We start from the raw sequence: 24,112 nt of genomic DNA on the forward strand, positions 1-24,112 counted from the left end.
GGAGCCTCGCTGATGAAATCCTATGAAGTCAATTTTGACGGTCTAGTGGGGCCGACCCATAACTACGGTGGCCTGTCCTACGGCAACGTCGCGTCGCAGAGCAACAGCCAGCAATCTTCGAACCCGAAGGAAGCTGCGCTGCAAGGCCTGGCGAAGATGAAAGCGCTGATGGAAATGGGCTTCCAGCAAGGCGTGCTGGCGCCGCAAGAGCGCCCGGATGTGGCTGCATTGCGTCGCCTGGGCTTCAGCGGCACCGACGCTCAAGTGATCGAGCGCGCTGCCAAGGAAGCGATGCCATTGCTGGTCGCCAGTTGCTCGGCGTCGAGCATGTGGGTGGCCAACGCCGCCACCGTCAGCCCGAGCGCCGACACGGCGGACGGCCGCGTGCATTTCACTGCCGCCAACCTCAACTGCAAATATCACCGCAGTATCGAACACCCGACCACCAGTCGCGTGTTGGGGGCGATGTTCGCCGACCAGAAACACTTCGCTCACCACGCCGCCTTGCCGGCCGTGGCGCAGTTCGGTGACGAAGGCGCGGCCAACCACACCCGTTTCTGCCGTGAATACGGTGAAGCCGGGGTTGAGTTCTTCGTGTTCGGTCGCAGTGCGTTCGACACCCGCTACCCGGCACCTCAGAAGTACCCTGCACGCCAAACCCTAGAAGCGTCCCAGGCCGTTGCCCGTCTGCACGGCCTGAGCGACGACGGCGTGGTCTACGCTCAGCAGAACCCGTCGGTGATCGACCAGGGCGTGTTCCACAATGACGTGATCGCGGTCGGCAACGGTGAAGTGCTGTTCTATCACGAGGACGCCTTCCTCGACACCGAGCAGATGCTGGCTGAGCTGCAAAGCAAACTCGCCAAAGTCGGTGGGAAATTTCAGTCCGTGTGCGTACCGCGTTCCGCGGTAACCGTGGAGGACGCGGTTCGGTCCTACCTGTTCAATAGCCAACTGCTGTCGCGTCCTGACGGCAGCATGCTGTTGATCGTGCCGGAAGAATGCCGTGGCAACGAGCGCGTCTGGCAATACCTGCAGGGTTTGACCAGCTCTGGCGGCCTGATCCGCGAAGTGAAAGTCTTCGATTTGAAGCAGAGCATGCAGAACGGTGGTGGCCCGGCTTGCCTGCGACTGCGTGTCGCGCTCAACGAAACCGAACTGGCGGCGGTCAACCAAGGGGTTATCATGACCGCACCGTTGTACGGCACTCTGACCGAATGGGTCGAGAAGCACTACCGCGACCGCATGACCGAAAACGATCTCGCGGACCCGCAATTGCTGCTTGAGTGCCGGACGGCACTGGATGAACTGACGCAAATCCTTAAACTGGGCGCGGTTTATCCATTCCAGATCAATTGATCGACGGCGCGTTGCCTCGCACGACAGCGCGCCGCTTCATCTCAACCGAGAGCGTAAACACATGAGCGATACCCTGCAGCTGATCCTTGAAGACACCGACGGCACGCAACTGGAAACTTCCTGCACCCGCGTCGCGGTCATGTGGCAAGGCAAAGAGCTGTGGATCCAGCAGGACGGCCGTGGCCAGTTGCTGATCGGCGTGGACGTCGAAGAAGGCGACGCCGAATACGCCAACCTGCTGCTGCGCCCATTGGCGACTAATCTGGTAAGTCTGCAACTGGAGATGGAACCGGCTGACCTCGGCGACGACGAGGATCACGTTCACGGCCCGGATTGCAATCACGACCACTAAGGAAACCGCTCTATGCTCGCCCTCGGCAAACTGCTTGAACTGACCCTCGCCGGCCGTGAACCGGCGGAGAAGACTCAACTGACTGTCGAAGGCGTGCGGATGCGCTGGTTGAGCGAAGGTGCGCTGGAAGTCCGGCCACCTGAAGCTCGCGACAACGGCCTGGACCTGCTGCTGTCGGCAGGGATCCACGGCAATGAAACAGCGCCGATTGAATTGCTCGATCGCCTGTTGCACGACATCGCCCGCGGCGACCTCAAGCCGCGCGCACGTATTCTGTTCCTGTTCGGCAACCCCGAGGCGATTCGCAAAGGTGAGCGTTTCCTCGAGCAGGACGTCAATCGGCTTTTCAATGGCCGTCACGAACAAAGCAGTGGCTCCGAAGCCCTGCGCGCTTGCGAACTTGAGCGGCTGGCGGCGAGTTTCTTCAGTCTGCCGGATCGTCAGCGCCTGCACTACGACCTGCACACCGCGATTCGCGGCTCGAAAATCGAGCAATTCGCCTTGTATCCGTGGAAAGAAGGTCGCCAGCACTCACGCCAGGAGCTGGCTCGTCTGCGCGCGGCCGGCATGGAAGCGGTGTTGTTGCAGAACAAACCGTCCATCGTTTTCAGTTCCTACACCTACGACAAGCTCGGCGCCGAGGCCTTCACCCTGGAATTGGGCAAGGCACGGCCGTTCGGGCAGAACGCCGGGGTGAACGTTTCGCTGCTGGAAAACCGCCTCAAACAGATTATCGAAGGCACCGAGCCGGAGCTGACCGACGCGGCGCTGGACGGTTTGCAGCTGTTCAGCGTGGCACGGGAAATCATCAAGCACAGCGATAGCTTCCGCCTCAACCTGCCGGCGGATATCGAAAACTTTTCTGAGTTGGAAGTGGGTTACTTGCTGGCGGAAGATATCGCCAATACCCGCTGGATCATCGAAGAAGCGGGCGCCCGGATCATCTTCCCGAACCCCAAGGTGAAGAACGGCCTGCGCGCCGGCATCCTGATCGTGCCGACTACCGACGAAAACCTCGCCTGATCTGATAACCCCTGTAGGAGCGAGCTTGCTCCTACAGGGTTTTGCGGTGTTTAGACTGCTACCGCACGCGGCTCGGTGCGACGCAGCGAGCGGATCTTGTGCAACGTATCCGCACACGTCTTCGCCGCTTCCTGACCTTTATGCAGGAAATGTTCGAAGAAAAACTTCTGGTGCTCTTCGCCGGCATGGAAGTGGTGCGGAGTCAGCGACACTGAGAACACCGGCACTTCGGTTTCCAGCTGAACCTGCATCAGGCCGCTGACCACGGTCTGGGCGACGAACTCGTGACGGTAGATTCCGCCGTCCACCACCAAGGCGGCCGCGACGATGCCGGCATATCGACCGGTCTTGGCCAGCAACTTGGCGTGCAAAGGCATTTCAAAGGCGCCGCCGACTTCGAAGAAATCGATGTCGGATTCCTGATAACCCTGGGCAATCATTTCGGCGACGAAGCCTTTACGGCTCTGGTCGACAATATCCTTGTGCCAGCAGGCCTGAATGAACGCGACGCGCTCGCCCTGATGGTTTTTGCTTTTGCTGTCGATTGCGGTGGGTTGCATGTTCTGACTCCTGTTTGTGTGAAAAACAGGGCGTTATGAATCGAATGGGATTTGAGGGTATGCACGCCGGCATGAATGCCTGCGAACGGCCCTCTGGCGATAATCCCGTTCTCTCTTCATCCGGACTATGACCGTCGGCCCCGGGATCACACCGGGTCTGCTGACCTTGCCACCAATCACCGCCGAAGCCGTGCTATTGTCAAGCGCTCGCGGGCTATGCGCATTGCGCGCAATTACCGCCGGTGGGGAGTTGCACCCCGCCCTGAGAACGTTTTTGCCGCCGGAATGTTTGGCGGCGCAGCGTTTTTAACACATATTTCCTACATGCGCATTGATGCTTTCAGATGATTGCCATCGACTTTTTCGTTGAATCAACTCGTCTTTTCCTCGATCAAGGGTTGATTATTCGTCGGCATGACCGCAGTAACTCCTTCCTGAAAGGGATTTCTCCCCTGTTTACCGAGGCCAGATTCATGAGCGTTATCGATCTTCGCAGCGACACAGTTACCCAACCGACCCCCGGCATGCTCAACGCGATGGCCACAGCGGCCACCGGGGACGACGTTTATGGCGAAGATCCGACGGTCAATCGTCTGGAAGCTGAATTGGCAAAACGGTTGGGTTTTGCTGCGGCGCTGTTTGTTCCGAGCGGCACCATGAGCAATTTGCTGGGGTTGATGGCGCATTGCGAACGCGGTGACGAATACATCGTCGGCCAACAGGCGCACACCTACAAGTACGAAGGGGGTGGGGCGGCGGTGCTCGGTTCCATCCAGCCGCAGCCGCTGGAAGTGCAGGCCGATGGCTCGCTGGACCTGGATCAGGTCGCGGCAGCAATCAAACCCGATGATTTCCACTTCGCCCGGACCCGCCTTCTGGCGCTGGAAAACACCATGCAGGGCAAGGTCCTGCCGCTGGAATATCTCGCCCGCGCCCGCAGCTTTACCCGCGAACACGGCTTGCAACTGCATCTGGACGGCGCGCGGCTGTACAACGCGGCGGTCAAGCTGGGCGTCGATGCACGGGAGATCACCCAACATTTCGATTCCGTGTCTGTGTGCCTGTCCAAAGGTTTGGGTGCTCCGGTGGGTTCGGTGTTGTGCGGCTCGGTTGAATTGATCGCCAAGGCACGGCGCTTGCGCAAAATGGTCGGTGGCGGCATGCGTCAGGCCGGGATTCTGGCGGCGGCGGGCCTGTATGCGCTGGATAACAACGTCCAGCGTTTGGCCGACGATCATTCCAACGCACAATTACTGGCCGAAGCCCTGCGCGTGGCGGGTTACGAAGTCGAGCCGGTACAGACCAACATGGTCTACGTGGCGATGGGCGACAAGGCCGAGGCGTTCAAGGCGTTTGCCGCCGAACGTGGGGTCAAGCTCAGTGCCGCCGCACGTCTGCGCATGGTCACGCACATGGACATCAGCCGTTCTCAAATCGAGCAGGTCGTCGCGACATTCGTCGACTTTTCTCGCAAGTGATAGCGTTAGCGGTCCAATTGACCGTTTCTATCGTATAAACACGCTGTACCCCGCGCGCAGGGCCGATATAATGCGGCCCTTTGCCGTCGCTTCGTCTGTTGACGTTTCGAACAGGCCTTTGGCCGCAGCCTCCGTGGAAGAACCTAATGAAAAGCGCAGAAATCCGTGAAGCCTTCCTTCGCTTCTTCGAAGAGCAAGGCCACACCCGTGTAGCCTCCAGCTCTTTGATTCCGGGCAACGACCCGACCCTGCTGTTCACCAACGCGGGGATGAACCAGTTCAAGGACTGCTTCCTGGGCCAGGAAAAGCGCGCGTACACCCGCGCCACCAGCAGCCAGAAATGCGTGCGTGCCGGCGGCAAGAACAGTGACCTGGAAAACGTCGGTTATACCGCTCGTCACCACACGTTCTTCGAAATGCTCGGTAACTTCAGCTTCGGTGACTATTTCAAGCACGATGCGATTACCTTTGCCTGGACCTTCCTGACCGGTGTTCTGAAACTGCCGAAGGAAAAACTCTGGGTCACCGTCTACGCCTCCGACGACGAAGCGTATGACATCTGGACCAAAGAAATCGGCGTGCCGGTCGAGCGCATGATCCGCATCGGCGACAACAAGGGCGCGCCATACGCCTCCGACAACTTCTGGACCATGGGCGATACCGGTCCGTGCGGCCCATGCACCGAGATTTTCTACGATCACGGCGACCACATTTGGGGTGGCCCACCGGGCTCGCCTGAAGAAGACGGCGACCGCTATATCGAGATCTGGAACAACGTATTCATGCAGTTCAACCGCACCGCCGATGGCGTGTTGCATCCGTTGCCAGCGCCGTCCGTCGACACCGGCATGGGCCTGGAGCGGATCAGTGCGGTGATGCAGCACGTCAATTCCAACTACGAAATCGACCTGTTCAAGAACCTGCTGAGCGCGTCGGCCGAGGCGATCGGTTGCGAAAATGGCGATCAGTCTTCGCTGAAAGTTGTTTCCGACCATATCCGTTCGTGCGGTTTCCTGATCGCCGACGGCGTACTGCCGTCCAACGAAGGCCGTGGCTACGTCCTGCGCCGGATCATTCGTCGTGCCTGCCGTCACGGTAACAAGCTGGGCGCCACCGGCAGCTTCTTCTACAAGATCGTCGCCGCGCTGGTCGCCGAGATGGGCGAAGCCTTCCCGGAACTGAAGAAGCAGCAGAGCAACATCGAGCGCGTGCTCAAGGCCGAAGAAGAGCAGTTCTCCAAAACTTTGGAGCACGGCCTGAAGATTCTCGAGCAGGACCTGGCCGAACTCAAAGGCACCGTGGTGCCGGGCGATGTGGTGTTCAAGCTGTATGACACCTACGGTTTCCCGATGGACCTGACCGCCGACATCGCCCGTGAGCGCGAGCTGACCATCGACGAAGCCGGTTTCGAACGTGAGATGGAAGCCCAGCGTGTTCGTGCGCGTTCGGCCAGCTCGTTCGGCCTGGACTACAACACCCTGGTAAAGGTTGATGTGGCCACCGAGTTCACCGGCTACACGGATACCAGCGGTTCGGCAAAAATCGTTGCCCTGTACAAAGATGGCCAGTCGGTTGACGTATTGAGCGAAGGCGATGAGGGCGTGATCGTTCTCGACAAAACGCCGTTCTACGCCGAATCTGGTGGTCAGGTGGGTGACTGCGGTTACCTGCAGGCTGGCAATGCTCGCTTCGACGTGCGCGACACCACCAAGACCGGCGGTGCATTCCTGCACCACGGCGTGCTGGCGTCGGGCAGTCTGATCGTTGGCGCACCGGTGGAAACCCACGTCGAAGCTGACGTGCGTCACGCCACTTCGCTGAACCACTCGGCTACCCACTTGCTGCACGCTGCGTTGCGTAAAGTGTTGGGCGACCACGTGCAGCAGAAAGGTTCGTTGGTCGACAGTCAGCGCCTGCGCTTCGACTTCAGCCACTTCGAAGCGATCAAGCCTGAGCAGATCAAGGCACTGGAAGACATCGTCAACGCCGAGATTCGCAAGAACTCCGCCGTTGAAACCGAAGAAACCGACATCGAAACCGCCAAGCAGAAAGGCGCCATGGCGCTGTTCGGCGAGAAGTACGGCGACAACGTGCGCGTGCTGAGCATGGGCGGCGATTTCTCCGTCGAACTGTGCGGCGGTATCCACGCCAAGCGTACTGGCGACATCGGCCTGCTGAAAATCATCAGCGAAGGCGGTGTGGCGTCGGGTGTGCGTCGTATCGAGGCAGTCACCGGTGCTGCGGCACTGGCCTACTTGAATGCGGCGGAAGAACAACTCAAGGAAGCGGCCAACCTGGTCAAGGGCAGTCGCGACAACCTGATCGACAAGCTGTCGGCTGTGCTGGAGCGCAATCGTCTGCTGGAGAAGCAACTCGAGCAGTTGCAAGCCAAGGCAGCCAGTGCGGCGGGCGACGATCTGTCGGCCCAGGCACTGGACGTCAAGGATGTGAAAGTGCTGGCCGTGCGTCTGGACGGTCAGGATGGCAAGGCGCTGCTGGCGCTGGTCGATCAACTGAAAAACAAACTCGGCCGCGCAGTGATCCTGCTCGGCAGTGTCCATGAGGAAAAGGTCGTTCTGGTTGCAGGCGTAACCAAAGACCTGACCGGCCAACTCAAGGCCGGTGATTTGATGAAGCAAGCCGCTGCGGCAGTGGGCGGGAAGGGCGGTGGTCGTCCAGACATGGCGCAAGGCGGCGGTACCGACGCTGGCGCACTGGATGCCGCATTGGCCCTGACCGTTCCATTTGTAGAGCAGGGTTTATAAGGCAGCGCCTCCGGCCCGCAGTCTAGTGGCGGGTCGGAACGCTGTTTGAGTGATTATTTGGGCGCCCTTCATGGGCAGAGGCGGCTTTGAAATGGCTTTGATCGTACAGAAATTTGGAGGCACCTCGGTCGGCACCGTCGAGAGAATCGAGCAGGTTGCCGACAAGGTTAAGAAATTCCGCGAAGCCGGCGATGACCTGGTGGTTGTGCTGTCTGCAATGAGCGGCGAAACCAACCGTCTGATCGATCTGGCCAAGCAAATCAGTGGCGATGGTCAGCCGGTTCCGCGTGAACTCGATGTGATCGTTTCCACTGGTGAGCAGGTGACGATTGCGCTGTTGGCCATGGCGTTGATGAAACGCGGTGTGCCAGCGGTGTCCTACACCGGTAACCAGGTGCGGATTCTGACGGATAGCGCGCACAATAAAGCGCGTATCTTGCAGATTGATGACCAGAAGATTCGCGGTGATTTGAAGGCAGGTCGCGTGGTAGTTGTCGCCGGTTTCCAGGGCGTCGACGAGCACGGCAACATCACCACCCTCGGTCGTGGCGGTTCCGATACCACTGGCGTGGCTCTGGCTGCAGCCTTGAAGGCTGACGAGTGCCAGATCTACACCGACGTCGATGGTGTCTACACCACCGACCCGCGTGTGGTGTCCTTGGCTCAGCGCCTGGACAAGATCACCTTCGAAGAGATGCTGGAAATGGCCAGCCTCGGTTCCAAGGTGTTGCAGATCCGTGCGGTGGAATTCGCCGGCAAGTACAACGTTCCGCTGCGCGTACTGCACAGCTTCAAGGAGGGTCCGGGCACCCTCATTACTATTGATGAAGAGGAAACCATGGAACAGCCGATCATTTCCGGTATCGCTTTCAACCGCGATGAAGCCAAGCTGACCATCCGTGGCGTGCCAGACATCCCGGGCGTTGCATTCAAGATCCTCGGCCCGATCAGCGCCGCGAACATCGAAGTCGACATGATCGTGCAGAACGTCGCGCACGATAACACCACCGACTTTACCTTCACCGTGCACCGCAACGACTACCAGGCGGCACAAGCCGTGCTGGAAAAAACCGCTGCCGAGCTGGGTGCCCGTGAAGTCGTGGGCGATACCAAAATCGCCAAGGTATCGATCGTCGGCGTTGGCATGCGCTCTCACGCAGGCGTGGCCAGCCGCATGTTCGAATCCTTGGCCAAGGAAAGCATCAACATCCAGATGATCTCGACTTCGGAAATCAAAGTCTCCGTAGTGATCGAAGAGAAGTACCTGGAACTGGCTGTGCGCGCCCTGCACACGGCTTTCGAACTGGACGCACCGGCCCGCCAGGGCGAGTGATGCGTTTGCCAGAAGGCGCGGTCTGACCGCGCCTTTTGTTTTTTTGAAAGGCGCGACCCCGAGGCTGTTCTTTTGCTCGCGCTAGTCAATACTCAGGCATGTAGGCCATGACCGCTTTTGGTTGTAGGTCGAGTGCCTTTTTTTTGCAGACTGTTGTCCCTGAAATGTAAGGCGTGAGGAGAAAGGTATGTTGATTCTGACTCGTCGGTGCGCAGAAAGCCTGATTATTGGTGATGGCGAAATCACCGTGACCGTGCTCGGCGTCAAAGGAAATCAAGTGCGTATCGGGGTCAACGCCCCGAAAGAGGTGGCCGTCCACCGTGAGGAAATCTACCTGCGCATCAAGAAAGAGAAGGACGAAGAACCAAGCCATTAATTTTTATCGTTTTTTATGTTTGCAAACGGGGAAGAAGCTGGTTAATATACGCCCCGTGTTGCGGAGAGCTGGCCGAGTGGCCGAAGGCGCTCCCCTGCTAAGGGAGTACACCTCAAAAGGGTGTCGGGGGTTCGAATCCCCCGTTCTCCGCCATTATTTGCGTAGTACGTTGTAATCTGGCTTCTTCGGTAAGTTGTTGAAATTACTAGAAAAAGTGTTTGACATAGAGATTAGACGGCCTATAATGCGCGGCAACAAATGCACTCGTAGCTCAGCTGGATAGAGTACTCGGCTACGAACCGAGCGGTCACAGGTTCGAATCCTGTCGAGTGCACCATTTAAGAGTCATCTGCAGCAATGTGAATGACTTAGCTTCAACCAGTTGTGATCTGGTATAAAAACACAAATTGCACTCGTAGCTCAGCTGGATAGAGTACTCGGCTACGAACCGAGCGGTCACAGGTTCGAATCCTGTCGAGTGCACCATACAACAGAAAGCCCGCATTTAATGCGGGCTTTTTGCCGTCTGGGATTTGGCTTTTCCTTTCGTGCATCCTCTTTCATCAAACTCAATGTGTGCACTGCGACCTCGCTTGGTGTCGTAGCGGTAACTTGTACTCGAGTTTCGAATGCTGATCTTGTCCGGCTTGCCAAGTGCGCTTTCGACATCTTGCTGGCTCATGCCTGCGACAATCCGCTGATTGATGATTGCTTCGCGCCGCTCCCTGGCGTTGGTCAGGTTTGCGCATTTGTCCTCGACCTTTCCAACGACAGTTGGATCTCTTCTTTTGTTTTTCGCGCCTGATGGTTCGCGAGTGTCCGCCTCAGGCATGAGAGCGGTCACTGTGCTGCCCGGAGTAAAGGTTTTGATTTCGTGTGGCGAACGACTTTCGCCGGTCGTGCAGCTCAGTGTAGTGAAGGTGACACGTCCGTTGGGCGCTTCGCATCGGTGAATGGTCGTGGCAAGTGCCCAGGGCGGGGAGAGCAGGGCGATAAGAAAAAAATGCTTCATGTTCGATGGCATCTAGCGTCCTCCTTGGCGGTTCTCCTGAAGCTTAGCTGTCGCATTTTTTCGCTGTGGTGTGTTTTCTTTTCAGGATGAGTCGTCGGAGATTGAAGGATCAGGACTGCGCTCAAGTTTGTCTTGCAAGCGCTTGTTTCAGCCGCGATTTTTTAACATTTAAAACCGTCAGGCGGTGTATCATTGCGCCCGTCAGCCCCGCCGGGGCTTGTGGAATACCTCCATGGACTTACCCAGTAGTTACTCAATACCCCGTTTTTCCAATCATGAATTGACTGATTGATCCTTCCGGCGTGCCCCGCTGCTGGGAGTGGAGTTCGCCTATGTCTGAAGTTGAAGTAAAGAAAACGCAGGAAAGCTTGCAGGACCGCCTGGCTCAAGTTGTTGAGCTGTTGCAGCGTCAGCGAGTGGTTGAAGACCTGACTCACCGCCAGGAAGGCCCGCATCATGACCGGGTCGAGAACCTGGTTCACCGGCAGAACCTCGTCGAGTTGCAGCGTAAGCTCGATGATCTGCACTCCGCCGACGTCGCCTACATCCTTGAAGCCTTGCCGCTGGACGATCGTCTGACGCTCTGGCAGTTGGTCAAGGCTGATCGCGACGGCGACATCCTTCTTGAAGTATCCGACTCGGTCCGTGAAACCCTGATCGCCGACATGGACGATCACGAGCTCCTGGCTGCGGCCAAGGACATGGATGCCGACGAACTTGCTGACCTGGCTTCCGAGCTGCCGCGAGACGTCGTCCATGAGCTGATGGAGACCCTGGACAACCAGCAGCGCGAGCGTGTGCGGTCGGCCCTTTCCTATGATGAGGAGCAGGTCGGTGCGCTGATGGACTTCGAGATGGTGACGATCCGTGAGGATGTGAGTCTCGAAGTGGTTCTCCGTTATTTGCGTCGTCTCAAGGAGCTGCCCGGTCATACCGACAAGCTGTTTGTGGTCGATTACGACGGCGTCCTCAAGGGGGTGTTGCCGATCAAGCGTTTGCTGGTCAATGATCCCGAGAAGCAAGTCTCCGAGGTCATGGCCAGCGATCCGGTGAGTTTTCATCCGGATGAAGACGCTTACGATGCCGCTCAGGCGTTTGAACGTTACGACTTGATTTCGGCGCCGGTTGTCGACAAGAACGGCAAGCTTATTGGTCGTTTGACGATCGATGAGATGGTCGACCTGATTCGTGAAGAGAGCGAAAGCGAAGTTCTCAACATGGCGGGTCTGCGTGAAGAAGAAGACATTTTTGCGTCGGTCTGGAAGTCTTTGCGTAACCGTTGGGCTTGGCTGGCTGTGAACTTGATCACTGCATTCGTCGCGTCTCGGGTGATTGGGTTGTTCGAAGGCTCCATTGAGAAGCTGGTGGCATTGGCGGCATTGATGCCGATCGTGGCGGGTATTGGCGGCAACTCCGGTAACCAGACGATCACCATGATCGTTCGGGCGATGGCGCTGGATCAGGTGAGTACTGGCAATACTTCGCGTCTGATGCGCAAGGAGTTGGCAGTTGCGTTGATCAACGGCGTGATATGGGGCGGAGTGATTGGGGTTGTTGCCTACTTGCTCTATGGCAGTTGGTCGTTGGGCGTGGTGATGACCGCTGCGATGACGCTCAACTTGCTGTTGGCGGCGTTGATGGGGGTTTTGATTCCGATGACCCTGGCGAAGATGGGGCGCGATCCGGCAATGGGGGCTAGTGTGATGATTACTGCCATGACCGACAGCGGTGGCTTTTTCATCTTCCTGGGGTTGGCGACAATCTTCCTGCTCTGACGTCCTGATCATCTAAAACCCGCCCTTCGGCGGGTTTTTTGTGCCCGGATTTCAGGCAAAAAAAAGCCAGCGATCAGGCTGGCTTGGGCTTTCTGGCTGAATCAGGACGCGTCGGCGGCCATTTCAGCGTCATGAGCGATCAGCGAAACCAGAGCGTTCTGCTGTCGATGGGAGAGTTGGCGGAAGCGCTGTAATAGCTCTCGTTCGTGCAAGGAAAGCTCAGGGCTGTCCAGGCGCATGCTCAACTCTTCTCCCAGTGCACCTTCCTGAATAAGACTCTGCTCAAGGCGCGCAATGATTTCGGAATTCATGCTGCGATGATGATTGCGAGCCACCTCGGCAATGCGTTCACGCATTCCGTCTGGCAGACGTACGACGAACTTGTCAGCCGTACGGCTGGAATAAATTGCCTGTTTCAATGGGCGCATATATTTAACCGGTTAGTTCAGGGGAGCGGTTTTCGGGATTGGCCGCAGGATGTCTGGTAAGACAAGCCGTCTGGCCAAATGTTCAACCTGAATTGATAGAGGTGCGAATCATGCCTCAAAATAGCCAGATCCTTGGCGTCAATTCTGTGACAAATATTGAACTGAATAAAGGCTTTCTGCCAGCACCAATTATCAGAAATGCGGACTGGTTTGGAAAGCTGTTCGGGTCCGTAGCACCAGCCGGGTCCTCTGCCAGCAGTCGATATCAAAATCTCTGAAGGGTGGATCATGCGAAGTCGATCAATGTTCCTTACCTTTACAGGATAGTGGCAAATGGCCGATTTACTAGAGGAAGGTTTATCTTGTGGGCTATTTAGGATGGATGGCGGATGCTTCTGTCGGGTGGGGCGCTGTGGTCGAGGTGGGGGCAATTGATCGGAGAATCTTCGCAGGTTCGTGAGGCATCTTGCCTACACTTAAAAAGCACACGGATGACATGACAAAGCCAGGCGTGCCCGTTAACATGCACGCCGTCTATCGCTCTGCGTATTCTCGCGGGCAATTTGTGTCTCAGTAGCTCAATTGGATAGAGCATCCCCCTCCTAAGGGGAAGGTTGGCAGTTCGAACCTGCCCTGGGACACCATATAATTCGGGCCTTTCAGGTCATCGCCTATGCAGCATGAAATTGGCGTGACAGCAGGGTGACAGCAGAGGGGTAGAAATACACCCATCTACCTCTGTTTTGAAGCGAATACGAAGGATCGTACGATGATTGATTTCTTTACCAACAACTGGATATCGATCGCTTCAATCATTATCGGTTTTGTCGTCTCATACGTTTTTTACCGGCTGCAGCAAAGAGACTCAGTTTCGGCTGCCTCGGAGAGGACGAAGCACGCGACCGTTGAGCTTCTAGATGTCGTTGAGAGTTACATCATCAACAAACAGGTTTTATCTCGATTTCTCATCGATAACCTGATCCAGGCTTCTGAGCGCCTCCATTCAGTTTTGTTGCGCCCATCCTGTACTCCCATCACGCTTCTTCAAGACGTTGCATTGCGACTTCAGAGAAGTCGTCATCTTAATATTCCTCAGAAGACTGAATATTCAGTAAAAATTGATGACCTGATCGCTGAGGTTAAAGAAGAGCTTGAGCCACTGACTTGGGAGAGAATGAAGGCTGACAGCGCTTCGTGCATAGCCCGTGTGCTTGAACTCGTGCCGGACGAGCACAAAGAGCAAGCGGAAAAGGACCTTCATTTCCTTGGCCTGATCGGTGAAATTGCTAAAAATGAAGGACTTCTAAAAGGCATGAGAGAAACGGATGGGAGATCCAGTTGGGTGTCGGTGGCTACAGCGGGGATCGCCGCAGCACTCGCAGCATCTACTATAGGAAGTCGTATATTTTTTGATGCCAACCAAGGAATGAACTGGGAAGAAGGGCGTCTTATTTCAATTCTCTCAATCGCGGCCATTGGCGTTCTTTCGCTTGCTCTTGGTACCTACGCACTCCGTAGCTATCTACGATACCGCGATATAAGTAAGGCACTTTAGAGACCATTTCTTATCTGGAGAGCGATAGAGGTAGTAAAGAAGGCGTGTCGAGCTGTTGCGCGATTGGCCAGGCCAGCGCTCAGCAGCTCTTCCCTTTTGTGCAGATCCTTCTCACCATGACGGCCTTTGTGCTTGGCGACAGCCCTAGCCTTCGCGATGCCTTGAGCCTGTCACTCGCGGGTCTACTTCAAATCCTTGCGCGCAATGGCGGCCATCACTTCTACCGGTATCGTGTTGATTGCTCCCAGCATCCGACCGGTGAACTCGTCGCCCTTGGAGTCTTGCATTCCCTGGTGACTGGTTGGAAGCTCCAGTGCAACGATGCGCCGGTGCGTCCCCTTGCCCCATGTAGCAACGCATCCTCCAGCGAGTGAGAACATCCCTGGTGATCATTGAATGCCTCGCTGAGTGGTAGCTCCGATGTCGCCACCCGGTTATGCCTGGATGTAACACCTATCAATCCTGTAACACTACTTTTCGATAGCACCGTATGAACGTGTAACACCGTAAAAAATCTTGAATTACATGTGGTTAGCATGATTCGTAACGTGCGTAACATAAGTAACACGGTTTTGAATGCGCGTACCCTTACCCCTACAGCAACACCTCCTCCAGCAAGTGAGAACATCTCTGTTGATTGTTAGCACTGGTGGCAGCTAGCTCCGACGTCGCTACCCGGCTATTCGAGCGCGGAACCGCCAAGTCGTTGGGCGTGTGTGATTGACATCGGCAACGATCAGACGTGATTTTTTGTATATGTAATGCAATACGTGGTCTGAAGCGATGCTGCATCAAAATGGTACGCAAACAATCGCAGGGGACCCTGGAGCATTAAGACACACACGGGGTCGGAAACCCGCGAGATCTTGGTAGCGACAGTTCCACCAGCTTACTGAAATTTCAACGTTGAAATTGAAAGGATATTGAAGAGAAAAGGGCATCGTTACCGCAACGGTAAAGGTGAGCCATTATGTTGTTGATAGCGAACGGTTGAGCCCGGTCAACCTTGGGGCTGGTGTCAACCACGTCAACCTGTCAACCAACGTAGAAAACTCAGCGGCTAACAAGATGCTGCGGGTTCTTTGCCCCGTTCCCATCCGAAATGCCCAGGGTCCCCGGCGAGCTACCAAGCGATAGGGCAAATGCACAAGGTGAACAGCAGTTCACCAGGTTCACCTGTTCACTAAGCTGTGCACTTTTCCGCTAACACGATCACGCGGGTTTCCGACCCCGTACCCACCGAATATCCCCAGGGTCCCAGACGATGTCGATGCCCCGGTCGATGCATCTCCCCTTGTTCGTTGTTGGCAGACGGCACCTCCCAAGCGTCTGGCGTTCGGCGACTCAACGTTCGAATTCTGCATTAGTCGATACCAAGCCAGTATTCCATTCGCTGGCGGCCCTATCACTGATGGGGTGTGGGGCTCGAAAAGACGTGTTACAGGTGTTTCCGGTGTTACGAGCTATATTAACTAATTGAATTTATTGGGATTTATTGGTGTTACACACCGTTCATCTTTCACGTGCGTTGTGTGTTACAAGCCAAATAGGTGTTACAGCAGCGTTTACAAAATTGGGTAAACCGTAGGCTGCAGTCGGTCATTAGGAGACACCCGATAATGTTCCCGCCTCACTTTAGTAATTGGTTGCGCCAGACTGATGACAAAATCTAGGACGGGGCGATCAAGCGCGAGATTGAGCTTTGGACAGCCGTGAGCAGTTCCAAAGTTATACACAGACGATTCATGACCATTCGACCGAGACGGTGGGAGGGGGGGGAAGATCGAGGCGCTGGGGGCGCTCAAGTTGTTGTCGGGTGGATCCGCGTGGACGATCTGCACCAGGCAAATGGTCGTGATCTGAACCTGGTGGAAGGGCAGAGGCTTAATTCCACTGTGGGTGGTGAAATACAGGAAAGGATCCAGGGCATGCGCTAAAGCGTTGCAGGCATCAGCCAGCAATTGGCGGCGCCAAAGAACTGGATCGGGTCGGAGTCTTTCAACCTATTCTAGGTGGTGTGCGACGCGCTTGATCTGTTGCACCAGATGAACGCGCAGTTGGCGACGCACACACATCTACCGGAACCAACCCCCGTACTAAGTGATGCTTCGGCTTTCAACGCGAAGGCTGCCCAGGCTTTGGTGCTAGCAGCAAAATTAAATGCTGTGACTCTCTCGCAACCTCGACCACCTTTTTCTTCTACTCCGAGTTCCCGGTGTGACATCATCGGAGTCACCTCTTACTCAATCATGGATGGACATAATGCAAGCCCCGAATGTAGATCTGTTGGACGAGCTAATTCCTGATGATCAGCAGGAAGACGAAAGTGATTTAAACGATAAGGACATATCTTTTAAAGACGCTGTCGTAATGAATGCGGACTGGACTATTGAGACCATTAACGGCCAAGTTAACAAGGGGAATATAGACCTTGATCCTGGTTTTCAACGACGATCTGCTTGGGATAATGTTAGACAAAGCAGGCTTATAGAGTCATTAATTGTTAGCTTGCCTATTCCCAATATTGTGTTGGCAGAAAACAAAACCAGCCGTGGACGTTTTCTAGTTATTGATGGCAAACAGCGCCTCTTAACGCTCAATAGCTTTATGGCTGACAAGCTCGTGCTTAAAGGGCTTGATATTCGAAAGGATCTGAATGGGCGGACTTACTCTACACTAGATGTCGAGGATCGGGAATTTCTTGAAAATAGCACGCTTCGCTCCACAGTAATCAAGAACTGGAGTGATGAAAATTTTCTCTTCATCATGTTTTTTAGGTTGAATAGCGGAAGTTTGCCTCTTTCACCTCAAGAGCTTCGAAAGGCACTTATCGGTGGCAAGGTTCTGAATGCCATTGAAGAGTACATCAGCCAAAGTAGGAGCTTTCATAGAATCTTTGGAGAGGTGCCCGACAAAAGAATGCGAGACTCCGAGTTGGTTTTACGCTTCATTGCTTTTGATATGTCGTTTGAAACCTATAATGGTAACTTAAAAGATTTTCTCGATAATACAACTAAGTTGTTCGAGGGGGATTGGGATAATCAACAAGCTGTTTTGAATAACGCATTAAGCCGCTTGGATTTAGCTTTAGATACTAGCTTCGAAATTTTCGGATCGAACTCTTTTAAGAAATGGCTTGGCGATAACTACGAGCGCCGTATCAATCGCGCAATTTTTGATTGTATAACTCGATACTTTGCAGATAAGGATGTTTCAAGGGCGGCGCTGAACGATCCGGCAGCGGTTACACAAGCATTTCAGGACATTTGTCTTGATACTCGATTTAAAGAATCGATTGAGAAAACAACCAAAAGCGTTGGGGCGACAAATACTAGACTATCTATATGGGGTCAGGAGCTTGCCGGTAGATTGAATTTGAAGTTTGATGATGCCAGCTTCAGGGTGGTATGAACATGAGCCAGCCGAGTCCTCTATTCATAAATTTGCAAGAGAGATTTAAGAGGCTTGAGTCTACTTTTCTCGGGGCTCAACTAGAGGCCGAGTCAAGAGACCCTCTGACGTTTGCAGTTGACCCAGATCAACTTGCTGCATTCAGAGTTTTGGTTCATGCTGAAATTGAGGATTATCTCGAGCGTAAAGCTCGCGAATCTATTATGCAGCTGAAAGCAAAAGTTTCGCCGCAAACATTTACGATTAAATCTAATATAGAGCTTTTTTTACTGGCTAGTGTTTTTGGTGTGGATTTGCAAATAAAGTTGCCATACGATGCTGGCAGTTTGCACACTTCGGTGCAGAAACTTATTAGAGATATAGAGGGCTTTATTAGCGACAACAACGGAATCAAGGAAGGTTCTTTTGTTAAGTTGTCTTTGGTCTGCGGAAAAATGGCAGATGAGATTGATATAAATCTTATCAACATGCTGAATGTATACGGTAAAGAAAGAGGCGACGTGGCGCACCAAAGTGCTTCACGTGTCAAGACGCTTCAAGCTCCATCGACAGAACGCACGAATGCTTTAGTTCTGATAAAAGCCCTCGGGGATTTCTTTTATCCAGCTAACCAGCAATAAATAAAAGCAGGTTCAGCTTGTGAGCCTGCTTTTTATCCGTTAGTAATTCTACGCTTGACTTGGGGGGCACACCAAAAAAACGCGTTTTTCTGAGTGTTCAAATTTGTAATTGCTTGCTACAGAGACGGAATCGGATTCCATGCTCGGAGGCGTTCAAACTGATATCGCCATAGCAGCCGGACTCATCAAGGCATTCACCCACTTGCACGATTTGTCAAAAAAAGCCATTGCACGTGCCTTTTTTGACCTATCTTAGTGTTCCCGCTAAGCAGAACGGCTGTTTGCTCCATGGACAAGTTCGAAAAGCTCACATCCAAACAGCACCTTGAGGGTCCGAAACAGCAGCATTACGTCCCAAAATTTTATTTAAAGGGATTTACCTCAAATCAGGTGCTTTGCGTTTTTGATCGGGTTAAGGGAGAGATCAGGCACCGGCAGTCTCCGCAGGCTGTAGCAACCGTCCGTCACCTGTATACCTTTGAGGACAACCAAGATCGCAAGCGGTTTGATCTGGAGGTGCTTTTCGGTCTCGTAGAAGATGCTGCTGCTCCAATCTTGAATTTGCTTGCACGGGGAGTCCGCATAAGTCAGGAGGAGCGAGAGTCTTTTGCGCTCTTTCTTGGTCTCGCTGCCGTACGGACGCCCGCCGCCATTGCTGAGGCGAAAGCGGCTTACGCTGGAATGGTAAAGCTTCAGGCAGGGCAGATTTTCGCCGATGAGAATAGGGTCTTAGAGCTTCTCAAAAAAATGAATGGTTCTAAAGTGGATGAGATGTTGCTGCGTGATCAAGCCAGAGACGTCGCGGAGATGGCTCGAAGTGATTCGTATGACATTGAAGTGGATCAGCAGTTTGCACTTCACCGTTCATTGAACGTCTGGCATATCGTTGCTGAGGAGCTGTACAAACGAGACTGGAGAATCCTGCACGTTCCCAGCAACGAACACAGTTTCTTGACGTCTGACTCACCGATTGTTGTGCAGTCTATGTCCTCGTCACTCCGACATGAGCCGATTGGTTATGGCTCGCCACATGCACAGATTTTGTTTCCCCTTACCTCGAAGTGTGCGCTTGTCGCGAGTGGGTCATTGGGGCGAACAGGTCGAAGCGTTATAACGGTTGAGAATCTGCAACGGTTCAATCGAACGATCGCCCAGGATTGTCATAGATACGTCATGGGTAATGACGCGGATCTCGTGCAAAGAATTACCACGGAATTAGGGCTAGCCAAAACAAAATGGAAGCCTAAATCGAGCGTCGAGGTTGGATATCGGATGAAGGCGGACGGTAAATTGTCTGTCGTCGGCTTAATGAAACGCAAGGGGCCTTAGGAAGCATCTTATGCCGTGAGCGTTGGCGCCATTGCTAGGGGGTGAGGGCATCTAAAGAGTGAAGGGTTCGCTCCGGCGTGGACTGGATATGCATGTATAGGAAACGACCACGTGAGCTTTCGGAAAAAGAATGTAAGTATGGCTGGGGTGGCTTGCTAATCATGAGTTGTGTCAATGGGTGCTGGTGAGCAAAGTTGATAGGAAATCAACTCAACGGTATGTGCCTGAGGCTGAGCAGGCTAGTAGAAAAGTTGAGCAAGCACTTTTAGGTCTACTCGATTTTACCGGTCGTTTAGCGACGACTAAAGGCAAAATCGCGAACCATTTAAAAGGGAATCCCTATGTCAAATGAGAAGTCTCCTTCGTAATGAAAAATACTTGCCACTGCCTTTGTTATCTCTTTTTTAAACTGATTATCTTGGTTTAACTTGTCAATCATATCAAGATCTATATCATCGGCATCAATGTCAATTGATAGTTTTTCTTGCTTCTCATTCCAGCTTAAAGAAAGATCTGATACCTTGGAGAATTTGCCAGTGTGTCGATAAAGTGCCAATCTTAGGGCGGGTTTAGCTAAAACATTAAATTCGGGTAACAAAATCTGAGTTTTTGACCAGTCTTTGTATGCGTCTCGATAGAACTTGTCATAGCTTTCTTGGATGAATTCGCAATTGCTAGCGTGTAGTTTACCGTATTGCTGCAATACTTCAGGAAAAGCATTTGAAGTGATGAACTTAATTCTGGCAATCTCTTCTTTTTGGTTCAATATATATCGACACAGATAGTCCTCAGAGCTTACTGATTTCGCCGATACGTCCTTGTCTTCAAATAAAATCCTCACCAGCTCGCTTTCAATAATTGAGGCTAGATTGAACTGATAAACCCTTTTTTTGTTTTTCTGACGTTCCTTCAGAATACTCATCTCATAAGACTGAGCCTTCATCAGTGACGTAATTGAGGCGAATATATTTTTGTCGTTTTGAGGGGAGGAGTTTGCCTTGCTCATTTCTTGGAATGCAAATACATCTACATCTGGCGCAGAAAATAGCACTGGGCATTCTTTTGATAGTTTTTCATGGTATGAAGGAGACCATGTCATCTTTGACATGTAATGATTTATAGCGGGATGATTAGTCCATCCTTTGAAAGGGCGCCAGTTATAGTTAGGGTCTTTGTCGTCCACCGGGCGAGAAAGAAGCGCCCATGAATTAGCCTCGCTTTTTTTGCAGCTTACAATTATCACAGTGTAAACACTTATGTCTTTTAGATTTGTGACCTTGTAAGCTAAAAGATCAATCTCCCTTACGGTTCCCTCAAGATCATCAATATAACAGCGATTGCTAATTAGGTGCCAGCCGTTTTTTCGTAAAACCTCTCCGATCTCATACTCCAGCTTGAAGCCAGTCTTCGAAATTGATTGAGCAAGCTTTTCCAAGTCAATTGCCATAACATTCCTTGTAAATCACGGTTTAACAACGCCGAAAAAAGTACCAGTGCATCTGAATATTTATTAGGGTTTTAGGAGTTGCCGCAGGTGGCTCTGAAGGTAAAAGCTACGGGCACCAACCCAAGATCAGAATAAGCAGATTCCGAACAAAAGCAATTATTCAGTCAGATAATTCGCCCTCAGGAAAGACTCATTAGCGCATTGATGCACCGCAAATGGCGTGCGATTCTTGATCAAACACATGAAAGGATCGAGCGAAACCGATGGACGAGAGTTTTGATTACCAAGACTGGCTTGCCTCAAGACCTACGCTAACAGAAGACCGCAGCCACCCGAACCACTGGCACAACCGTGCAGCCGATTTGCACGCATCAGCAGGTGCACTGTGGCACGCCATGGGTTCAGAGGACGCTGCGATTGCATCCGAGCTGGGATACGCGCCTGGTTTCCGATTGGGTGTGGCTTGCTGGCCCGTCTATCACATGCTATGCGGCCTCTCACTCGAACTGATTATGAAGGCAGTCCTCGCACAAAAAGGCTTTACCCCTGCTCAGTTCAAAGGGCACTCGTTCAAGAAGCTACATCAGCTCCTAGAGCTTCCAATGGATGCCACTCGCACGAGGCTCATGGCTTTTTACGAGGCGTCTCTATTGTGGGCGGGTCGATACCCTACACCGCTGAATGCCACGGATGACAAGCTCCTAGATTACTATGATCTTGCCGATGATATTCTGACCAAGCCTATTCAGATGAGCGAGCCATGCGTGCTGAACTTTAAGACTTCGAGCGGCGCCACGGACTGGGGTCGATATACAGAGCTTTGGCGCGAATATTCAAATTTGTTCGAACTCTAACCTTCATTCGTAGGCCCCACTGTAAGTCCGCTTCCTTCCGTAGCGGCCGATCATGAATGACCGGATGATTCCACAACACAAAGCGGTCATTCGCATTGGTAAGAAGGTCAAAGATGAGTTCGGGCAGGGCTTATCTTCGCCCCCAATCATCCGTTGCTGCGTCACTCCGCCATACTTTCTACACCAGAGCGATAGGGGAAACTGTACTTCGTTGATGCTTTCTCCAATGTCGTCACCTATTTCAGCGGGGCAGGTTGTGCTCTCGCCAATCTCGACGTGTTGGACAAGTGAAGGAGCTCCTGCGACAGCGGGCTTAGCTTTTCAGTTATTGCTACCCCCTGCTTAAGACCGAGTTTGGAGGCCCAGCATGCTGCGCATATCGTCCTGGTATTTTTCAACACTCCGCCATTCTATGAGGGCTGTTACATTGCTCGCGTAGCTTGTGAGACTCGGGTTGTCTAAGTCGAAAGCTGGGTCAAGTGCGGAGGAACTATAGCCATGTGCTGCGGCCAGACTCGTGAAAACGCTTGCGCTGGCGTTTCGAAGTTGGGGGTCATTGAAGTGAGTGTGCTGATTTCGAGCCGCGTATACGATGAGCCCTAGAGGAGTGCTTCGTACTACACGTCCCACACAGAACTTCGCTAAAGACGAGGGAATATTGGCTTTCCAAGCGTCCGACACTTGAGTGTTTTCTGAATAAATTTCTAAACCCTTTTCGGCGATTTGCAGTATCGCGCCGCATATGGTGTCGAGGGCAAATGTCTCGGCGCGAAAAGCTAGCCGGGCAGCCTTCGCCTCCTCTAGCGCATCTGCATTCTCTATACACCACGCAGAGTACTGGGCGTCTTGCTCTGGCCCGTAGGGCAATCCAGAGACAAAAATGGGCTTTATGCCGGCTCTTAAAGGTTCGAGATAACCGTCCACAGCTTTGAATAAATGCCGTACGGCGCTTTCTGTTCTCTCGAGATAATCTTCTGCGTTTTTCATTCATCAACCAATGCTTGGATGAAATTTCGTTAAGGTGTTTCTGCGGTCAAAGTGTACTGGATGCCGGCCGCTGTCTGAATGAGGTTTAGGAATTTGGGCGCGACGCAACGAATTTTCCTGCTTGGCTCAGTGGGGTAGGCGACGCGTTGGATCCGCTTGGTGCCCGCGCTGACATCTCTGGACACTGAGAGTTGGGGCTCAGCTATTGGCCGGAAGCTGCCTGCGGAATTTGAATGCAACGAAAGCTTTCGCGAGCTTCCGCTTATCCTCATCACCGTTTTTTCAGTTTATGCTCGATTAGCCCCATTTCTGCCTTGATCGCAGTGATGGTGAGCTTCTGCATCGCTGTGCATTTTCCGATTTTGGTATCCACGATCTTGAGTAGGACGGTCAGGTGGGCTTTTCTCGCTTTAAGCGTTTCGGATATGGATGAGTTGTTTTGTGTCGCTGCGTTCATGGTTTCGATCCTTGGAGTGATTTAAACAGCCCGCGAAAGCAGGCTGTTTCAGGGGAGTTGGTAGTTACATCGCTAGCACGTCTTGCACAGTGTGTTGGCGTGCACGCTCTGACAGTTCATTCCAATTCCAGCTACCGAAGTTTTCGCCTTCTTCCGGAATGACCAGTTTGAAAAGCATGACCTGATCGCGGTCAATTAGGCGGTAGGCTGCCCATAGCTTGCCCCCAGCGTCCAGTAACGCTTGAGCCGCTTCGTTCCAGTTCTCTTCCAGTGCCATGTGCGCGAGCAGTAGGGCAGTCCTTTCGATTTTCTTGTGCTCCTCCTGCGCTTCGGTGATGTGTCGGTCGACGGTCACCAATTCCTGTTCCAGTGCCGTGATGATCAGATGTTGACGGCGGTGATGCTCGGTCGCCGTGTTGAGGTTTTTCGCGGCCTTTTGCGCGTCGGCGTTTGCAGTCTTCTCGCCTTCCGTATCACCCCAGGCAACAGCCTGTGCGTAGGCCGTTGCCGCCTCCGTCTCGGCCTGTCGTGCCTTTGTGATGTCTTCCTGTGCCTGCTGCCGGATCTGATCCAAACGGGTGCTGAGGCTCTGTCGCTTTTCGTGAAGCTCCTGCTCGTCTACTTTCCAATTTGCCATGGCCTCGACGTAGCCCGCCATCAAGGCTTCACGATTGGCAAGGTTCTCACGACGATGAATCTTCCGATTCAGCGTGTGGATCTCCAGGTCCAGCGAGTCAAACTTTCGCTTCCGCTCGTTGTACTGATCTCGCACTTCGCGTTCCCGACCCTGTTCGATGACTTCGGGAGTTTCCAGTGCTGCCTCGAGGGGGAGCAGTTCATTTCGGACACTTTCCATCTCGATGGTCAGTCGTTCGCGGCGGTCTTTCAATTCTTGGATCTCGTTCATCTGTCTTGTCTCTGTGCAATTCGATTGTGGGTTGGTTGAGTGGCTGGCTAGGCCGGGAGTGAGCCGGCACTACCTTGATTAATA

The 24,112-nt window shown here is 53.4% G+C and carries 20 protein-coding genes, 4 tRNA genes, 2 pseudogenes and 1 riboswitch; of the genes and pseudogenes, 18 read left to right on the top strand and 8 right to left on the bottom strand.

Going from position 1 to position 24,112, the window contains the following annotated elements; genetic code table 11:
- Positions 1–12: 12 nt before the first annotated feature.
- From astB to astE, 3 genes are all read left to right on the top strand, one after another.
- Entirely contained in the window at positions 13–1,359 is a 1,347-nt protein-coding gene (gene astB / locus ACNYC6_RS20285) for an N-succinylarginine dihydrolase (RefSeq protein ID WP_419708873.1), read from the top strand.
- Positions 1,360–1,420: 61 nt separating this feature from the next.
- Positions 1,421–1,711, top strand: coding sequence for a hypothetical protein (locus tag ACNYC6_RS20290; protein WP_018926388.1), 291 nt, complete (start codon positions 1,421–1,423; stop codon positions 1,709–1,711).
- A gap of 12 nt (positions 1,712–1,723) precedes the next feature.
- Positions 1,724–2,734 carry a succinylglutamate desuccinylase gene (gene astE, locus ACNYC6_RS20295; RefSeq protein ID WP_419708874.1) on the top strand — a complete coding sequence of 337 codons (1,011 nt, stop codon included), beginning with the start codon at positions 1,724–1,726 and terminating at the stop codon, positions 2,732–2,734.
- A 50-nt stretch (positions 2,735–2,784) separates the two neighbouring features.
- On the opposite strand, the gene ACNYC6_RS20300 is transcribed toward astE, so the two are convergent.
- Complete coding sequence (locus ACNYC6_RS20300) at positions 2,785–3,294, bottom strand: 6,7-dimethyl-8-ribityllumazine synthase (RefSeq protein ID WP_419708875.1); 510 nt, start codon at positions 3,292–3,294, stop codon at positions 2,785–2,787.
- 103 nt (positions 3,295–3,397) lie between these two features.
- A riboswitch (FMN riboswitch) is annotated at positions 3,398–3,568 on the bottom strand.
- Between the two features lie 199 nt (positions 3,569–3,767).
- On the opposite strand from ACNYC6_RS20300, the gene ltaE reads away from it, so the two are divergent.
- The 7 genes from ltaE (at position 3,768) to ACNYC6_RS20335 (ending at position 9,732) form a co-directional block, all read left to right on the top strand.
- Positions 3,768–4,772, top strand: coding sequence for a low-specificity L-threonine aldolase (gene ltaE / locus ACNYC6_RS20305; RefSeq protein WP_419708876.1), 1,005 nt, complete (start codon positions 3,768–3,770; stop codon positions 4,770–4,772).
- A gap of 146 nt (positions 4,773–4,918) precedes the next feature.
- Complete coding sequence (gene alaS, locus ACNYC6_RS20310) at positions 4,919–7,537, top strand: alanine--tRNA ligase (RefSeq protein ID WP_419708877.1); 2,619 nt, start codon at positions 4,919–4,921, stop codon at positions 7,535–7,537.
- A 91-nt stretch (positions 7,538–7,628) separates the two neighbouring features.
- Complete coding sequence (locus ACNYC6_RS20315; RefSeq protein ID WP_419708878.1) at positions 7,629–8,870, top strand: aspartate kinase; 1,242 nt, start codon at positions 7,629–7,631, stop codon at positions 8,868–8,870.
- A 187-nt stretch (positions 8,871–9,057) separates the two neighbouring features.
- Positions 9,058–9,246, top strand: a complete 189-nt coding sequence (gene csrA, locus ACNYC6_RS20320; protein ID WP_002554426.1) for a carbon storage regulator CsrA — start codon at positions 9,058–9,060, stop codon at positions 9,244–9,246.
- Positions 9,247–9,308: 62 nt separating this feature from the next.
- Positions 9,309–9,399: transfer RNA gene (locus ACNYC6_RS20325), tRNA-Ser, on the top strand.
- Positions 9,400–9,506: 107 nt separating this feature from the next.
- Positions 9,507–9,583: transfer RNA gene (locus tag ACNYC6_RS20330), tRNA-Arg, on the top strand.
- 72 nt (positions 9,584–9,655) lie between these two features.
- Positions 9,656–9,732 (top strand) — tRNA-Arg (locus ACNYC6_RS20335).
- 19 nt (positions 9,733–9,751) lie between these two features.
- Here ACNYC6_RS20335 and ACNYC6_RS20340 read toward each other — a convergent pair.
- Positions 9,752–10,270: a cell envelope protein SmpA gene (locus tag ACNYC6_RS20340; RefSeq protein ID WP_419708879.1), complete on the bottom strand. Its 519-nt coding sequence runs from the start codon at positions 10,268–10,270 to the stop codon at positions 9,752–9,754.
- A gap of 320 nt (positions 10,271–10,590) precedes the next feature.
- Between ACNYC6_RS20340 and mgtE the strand changes: the two genes are divergently transcribed.
- Positions 10,591–12,033: a magnesium transporter gene (gene mgtE, locus ACNYC6_RS20345; RefSeq protein ID WP_416126056.1), complete on the top strand. Its 1,443-nt coding sequence runs from the start codon at positions 10,591–10,593 to the stop codon at positions 12,031–12,033.
- A gap of 101 nt (positions 12,034–12,134) precedes the next feature.
- Here the strand turns inward: mgtE and ACNYC6_RS20350 are convergent, their stop codons facing one another.
- On the bottom strand, positions 12,135–12,461 hold the full coding sequence (locus tag ACNYC6_RS20350) for an Arc family DNA-binding protein (protein WP_003178899.1): 327 nt from the start codon (positions 12,459–12,461) through the stop codon (positions 12,135–12,137).
- A gap of 567 nt (positions 12,462–13,028) precedes the next feature.
- Here ACNYC6_RS20350 and ACNYC6_RS20355 point away from each other — a divergent pair.
- Positions 13,029–13,105, top strand: a tRNA-Arg gene (locus tag ACNYC6_RS20355).
- A 125-nt stretch (positions 13,106–13,230) separates the two neighbouring features.
- Positions 13,231–14,016 (top strand): hypothetical protein, encoded by a 786-nt coding sequence (locus ACNYC6_RS20360; protein ID WP_419708880.1) that lies wholly within the window; start codon positions 13,231–13,233, stop codon positions 14,014–14,016.
- Here the strand turns inward: ACNYC6_RS20360 and ACNYC6_RS20365 are convergent.
- Positions 14,013–14,342, bottom strand: a pseudogene (locus ACNYC6_RS20365) (serine recombinase); the annotation flags it as partial. The gene ACNYC6_RS20360 and the pseudogene ACNYC6_RS20365 sit on opposite strands and share 4 nt — an antisense overlap.
- A gap of 1,314 nt (positions 14,343–15,656) precedes the next feature.
- Between ACNYC6_RS20365 and ACNYC6_RS20370 the strand changes: the two are divergent.
- The 4 genes and pseudogenes from ACNYC6_RS20370 to ACNYC6_RS20385 form a co-directional block, all read left to right on the top strand.
- A pseudogene (locus tag ACNYC6_RS20370) lies at positions 15,657–16,190 on the top strand (hypothetical protein); the annotation flags it as partial.
- An 88-nt stretch (positions 16,191–16,278) separates the two neighbouring features.
- On the top strand, positions 16,279–17,427 hold the full coding sequence (locus tag ACNYC6_RS20375) for a DUF262 domain-containing protein (RefSeq protein ID WP_419708881.1): 1,149 nt from the start codon (positions 16,279–16,281) through the stop codon (positions 17,425–17,427).
- Positions 17,428–17,429: 2 nt separating this feature from the next.
- On the top strand, positions 17,430–18,047 hold the full coding sequence (locus ACNYC6_RS20380; RefSeq protein ID WP_419708882.1) for a hypothetical protein: 618 nt from the start codon (positions 17,430–17,432) through the stop codon (positions 18,045–18,047).
- Positions 18,048–18,335: 288 nt separating this feature from the next.
- Positions 18,336–19,376, top strand: coding sequence for a DUF4238 domain-containing protein (locus tag ACNYC6_RS20385; protein ID WP_419708883.1), 1,041 nt, complete (start codon positions 18,336–18,338; stop codon positions 19,374–19,376).
- 325 nt (positions 19,377–19,701) lie between these two features.
- Here the strand turns inward: ACNYC6_RS20385 and ACNYC6_RS20390 are convergent, their stop codons facing one another.
- Positions 19,702–20,823, bottom strand: coding sequence for a hypothetical protein (locus ACNYC6_RS20390; protein WP_419708884.1), 1,122 nt, complete (start codon positions 20,821–20,823; stop codon positions 19,702–19,704).
- Between the two features lie 263 nt (positions 20,824–21,086).
- Between ACNYC6_RS20390 and ACNYC6_RS20395 the strand changes: the two genes are divergently transcribed.
- Positions 21,087–21,677 carry a hypothetical protein gene (locus ACNYC6_RS20395; protein WP_419708885.1) on the top strand — a complete coding sequence of 197 codons (591 nt, stop codon included), beginning with the start codon at positions 21,087–21,089 and terminating at the stop codon, positions 21,675–21,677.
- A 342-nt stretch (positions 21,678–22,019) separates the two neighbouring features.
- On the opposite strand, the gene ACNYC6_RS20400 is transcribed toward ACNYC6_RS20395, so the two are convergent.
- From ACNYC6_RS20400 to ACNYC6_RS20410, 3 genes are all read right to left on the bottom strand, one after another.
- Positions 22,020–22,664, bottom strand: a complete 645-nt coding sequence (locus tag ACNYC6_RS20400; protein ID WP_419708886.1) for a hypothetical protein — start codon at positions 22,662–22,664, stop codon at positions 22,020–22,022.
- 271 nt (positions 22,665–22,935) lie between these two features.
- Positions 22,936–23,121: a hypothetical protein gene (locus ACNYC6_RS20405; protein WP_419708887.1), complete on the bottom strand. Its 186-nt coding sequence runs from the start codon at positions 23,119–23,121 to the stop codon at positions 22,936–22,938.
- A 64-nt stretch (positions 23,122–23,185) separates the two neighbouring features.
- Positions 23,186–24,028, bottom strand: coding sequence for a chromosome segregation protein SMC (locus ACNYC6_RS20410; RefSeq protein ID WP_419708888.1), 843 nt, complete (start codon positions 24,026–24,028; stop codon positions 23,186–23,188).
- Positions 24,029–24,112 lie beyond the last annotated feature (84 nt).

Source organism: Pseudomonas sp. NFX224 (genome assembly GCF_048565165.1).
Taxonomy (GTDB): domain Bacteria; phylum Pseudomonadota; class Gammaproteobacteria; order Pseudomonadales; family Pseudomonadaceae; genus Aquipseudomonas.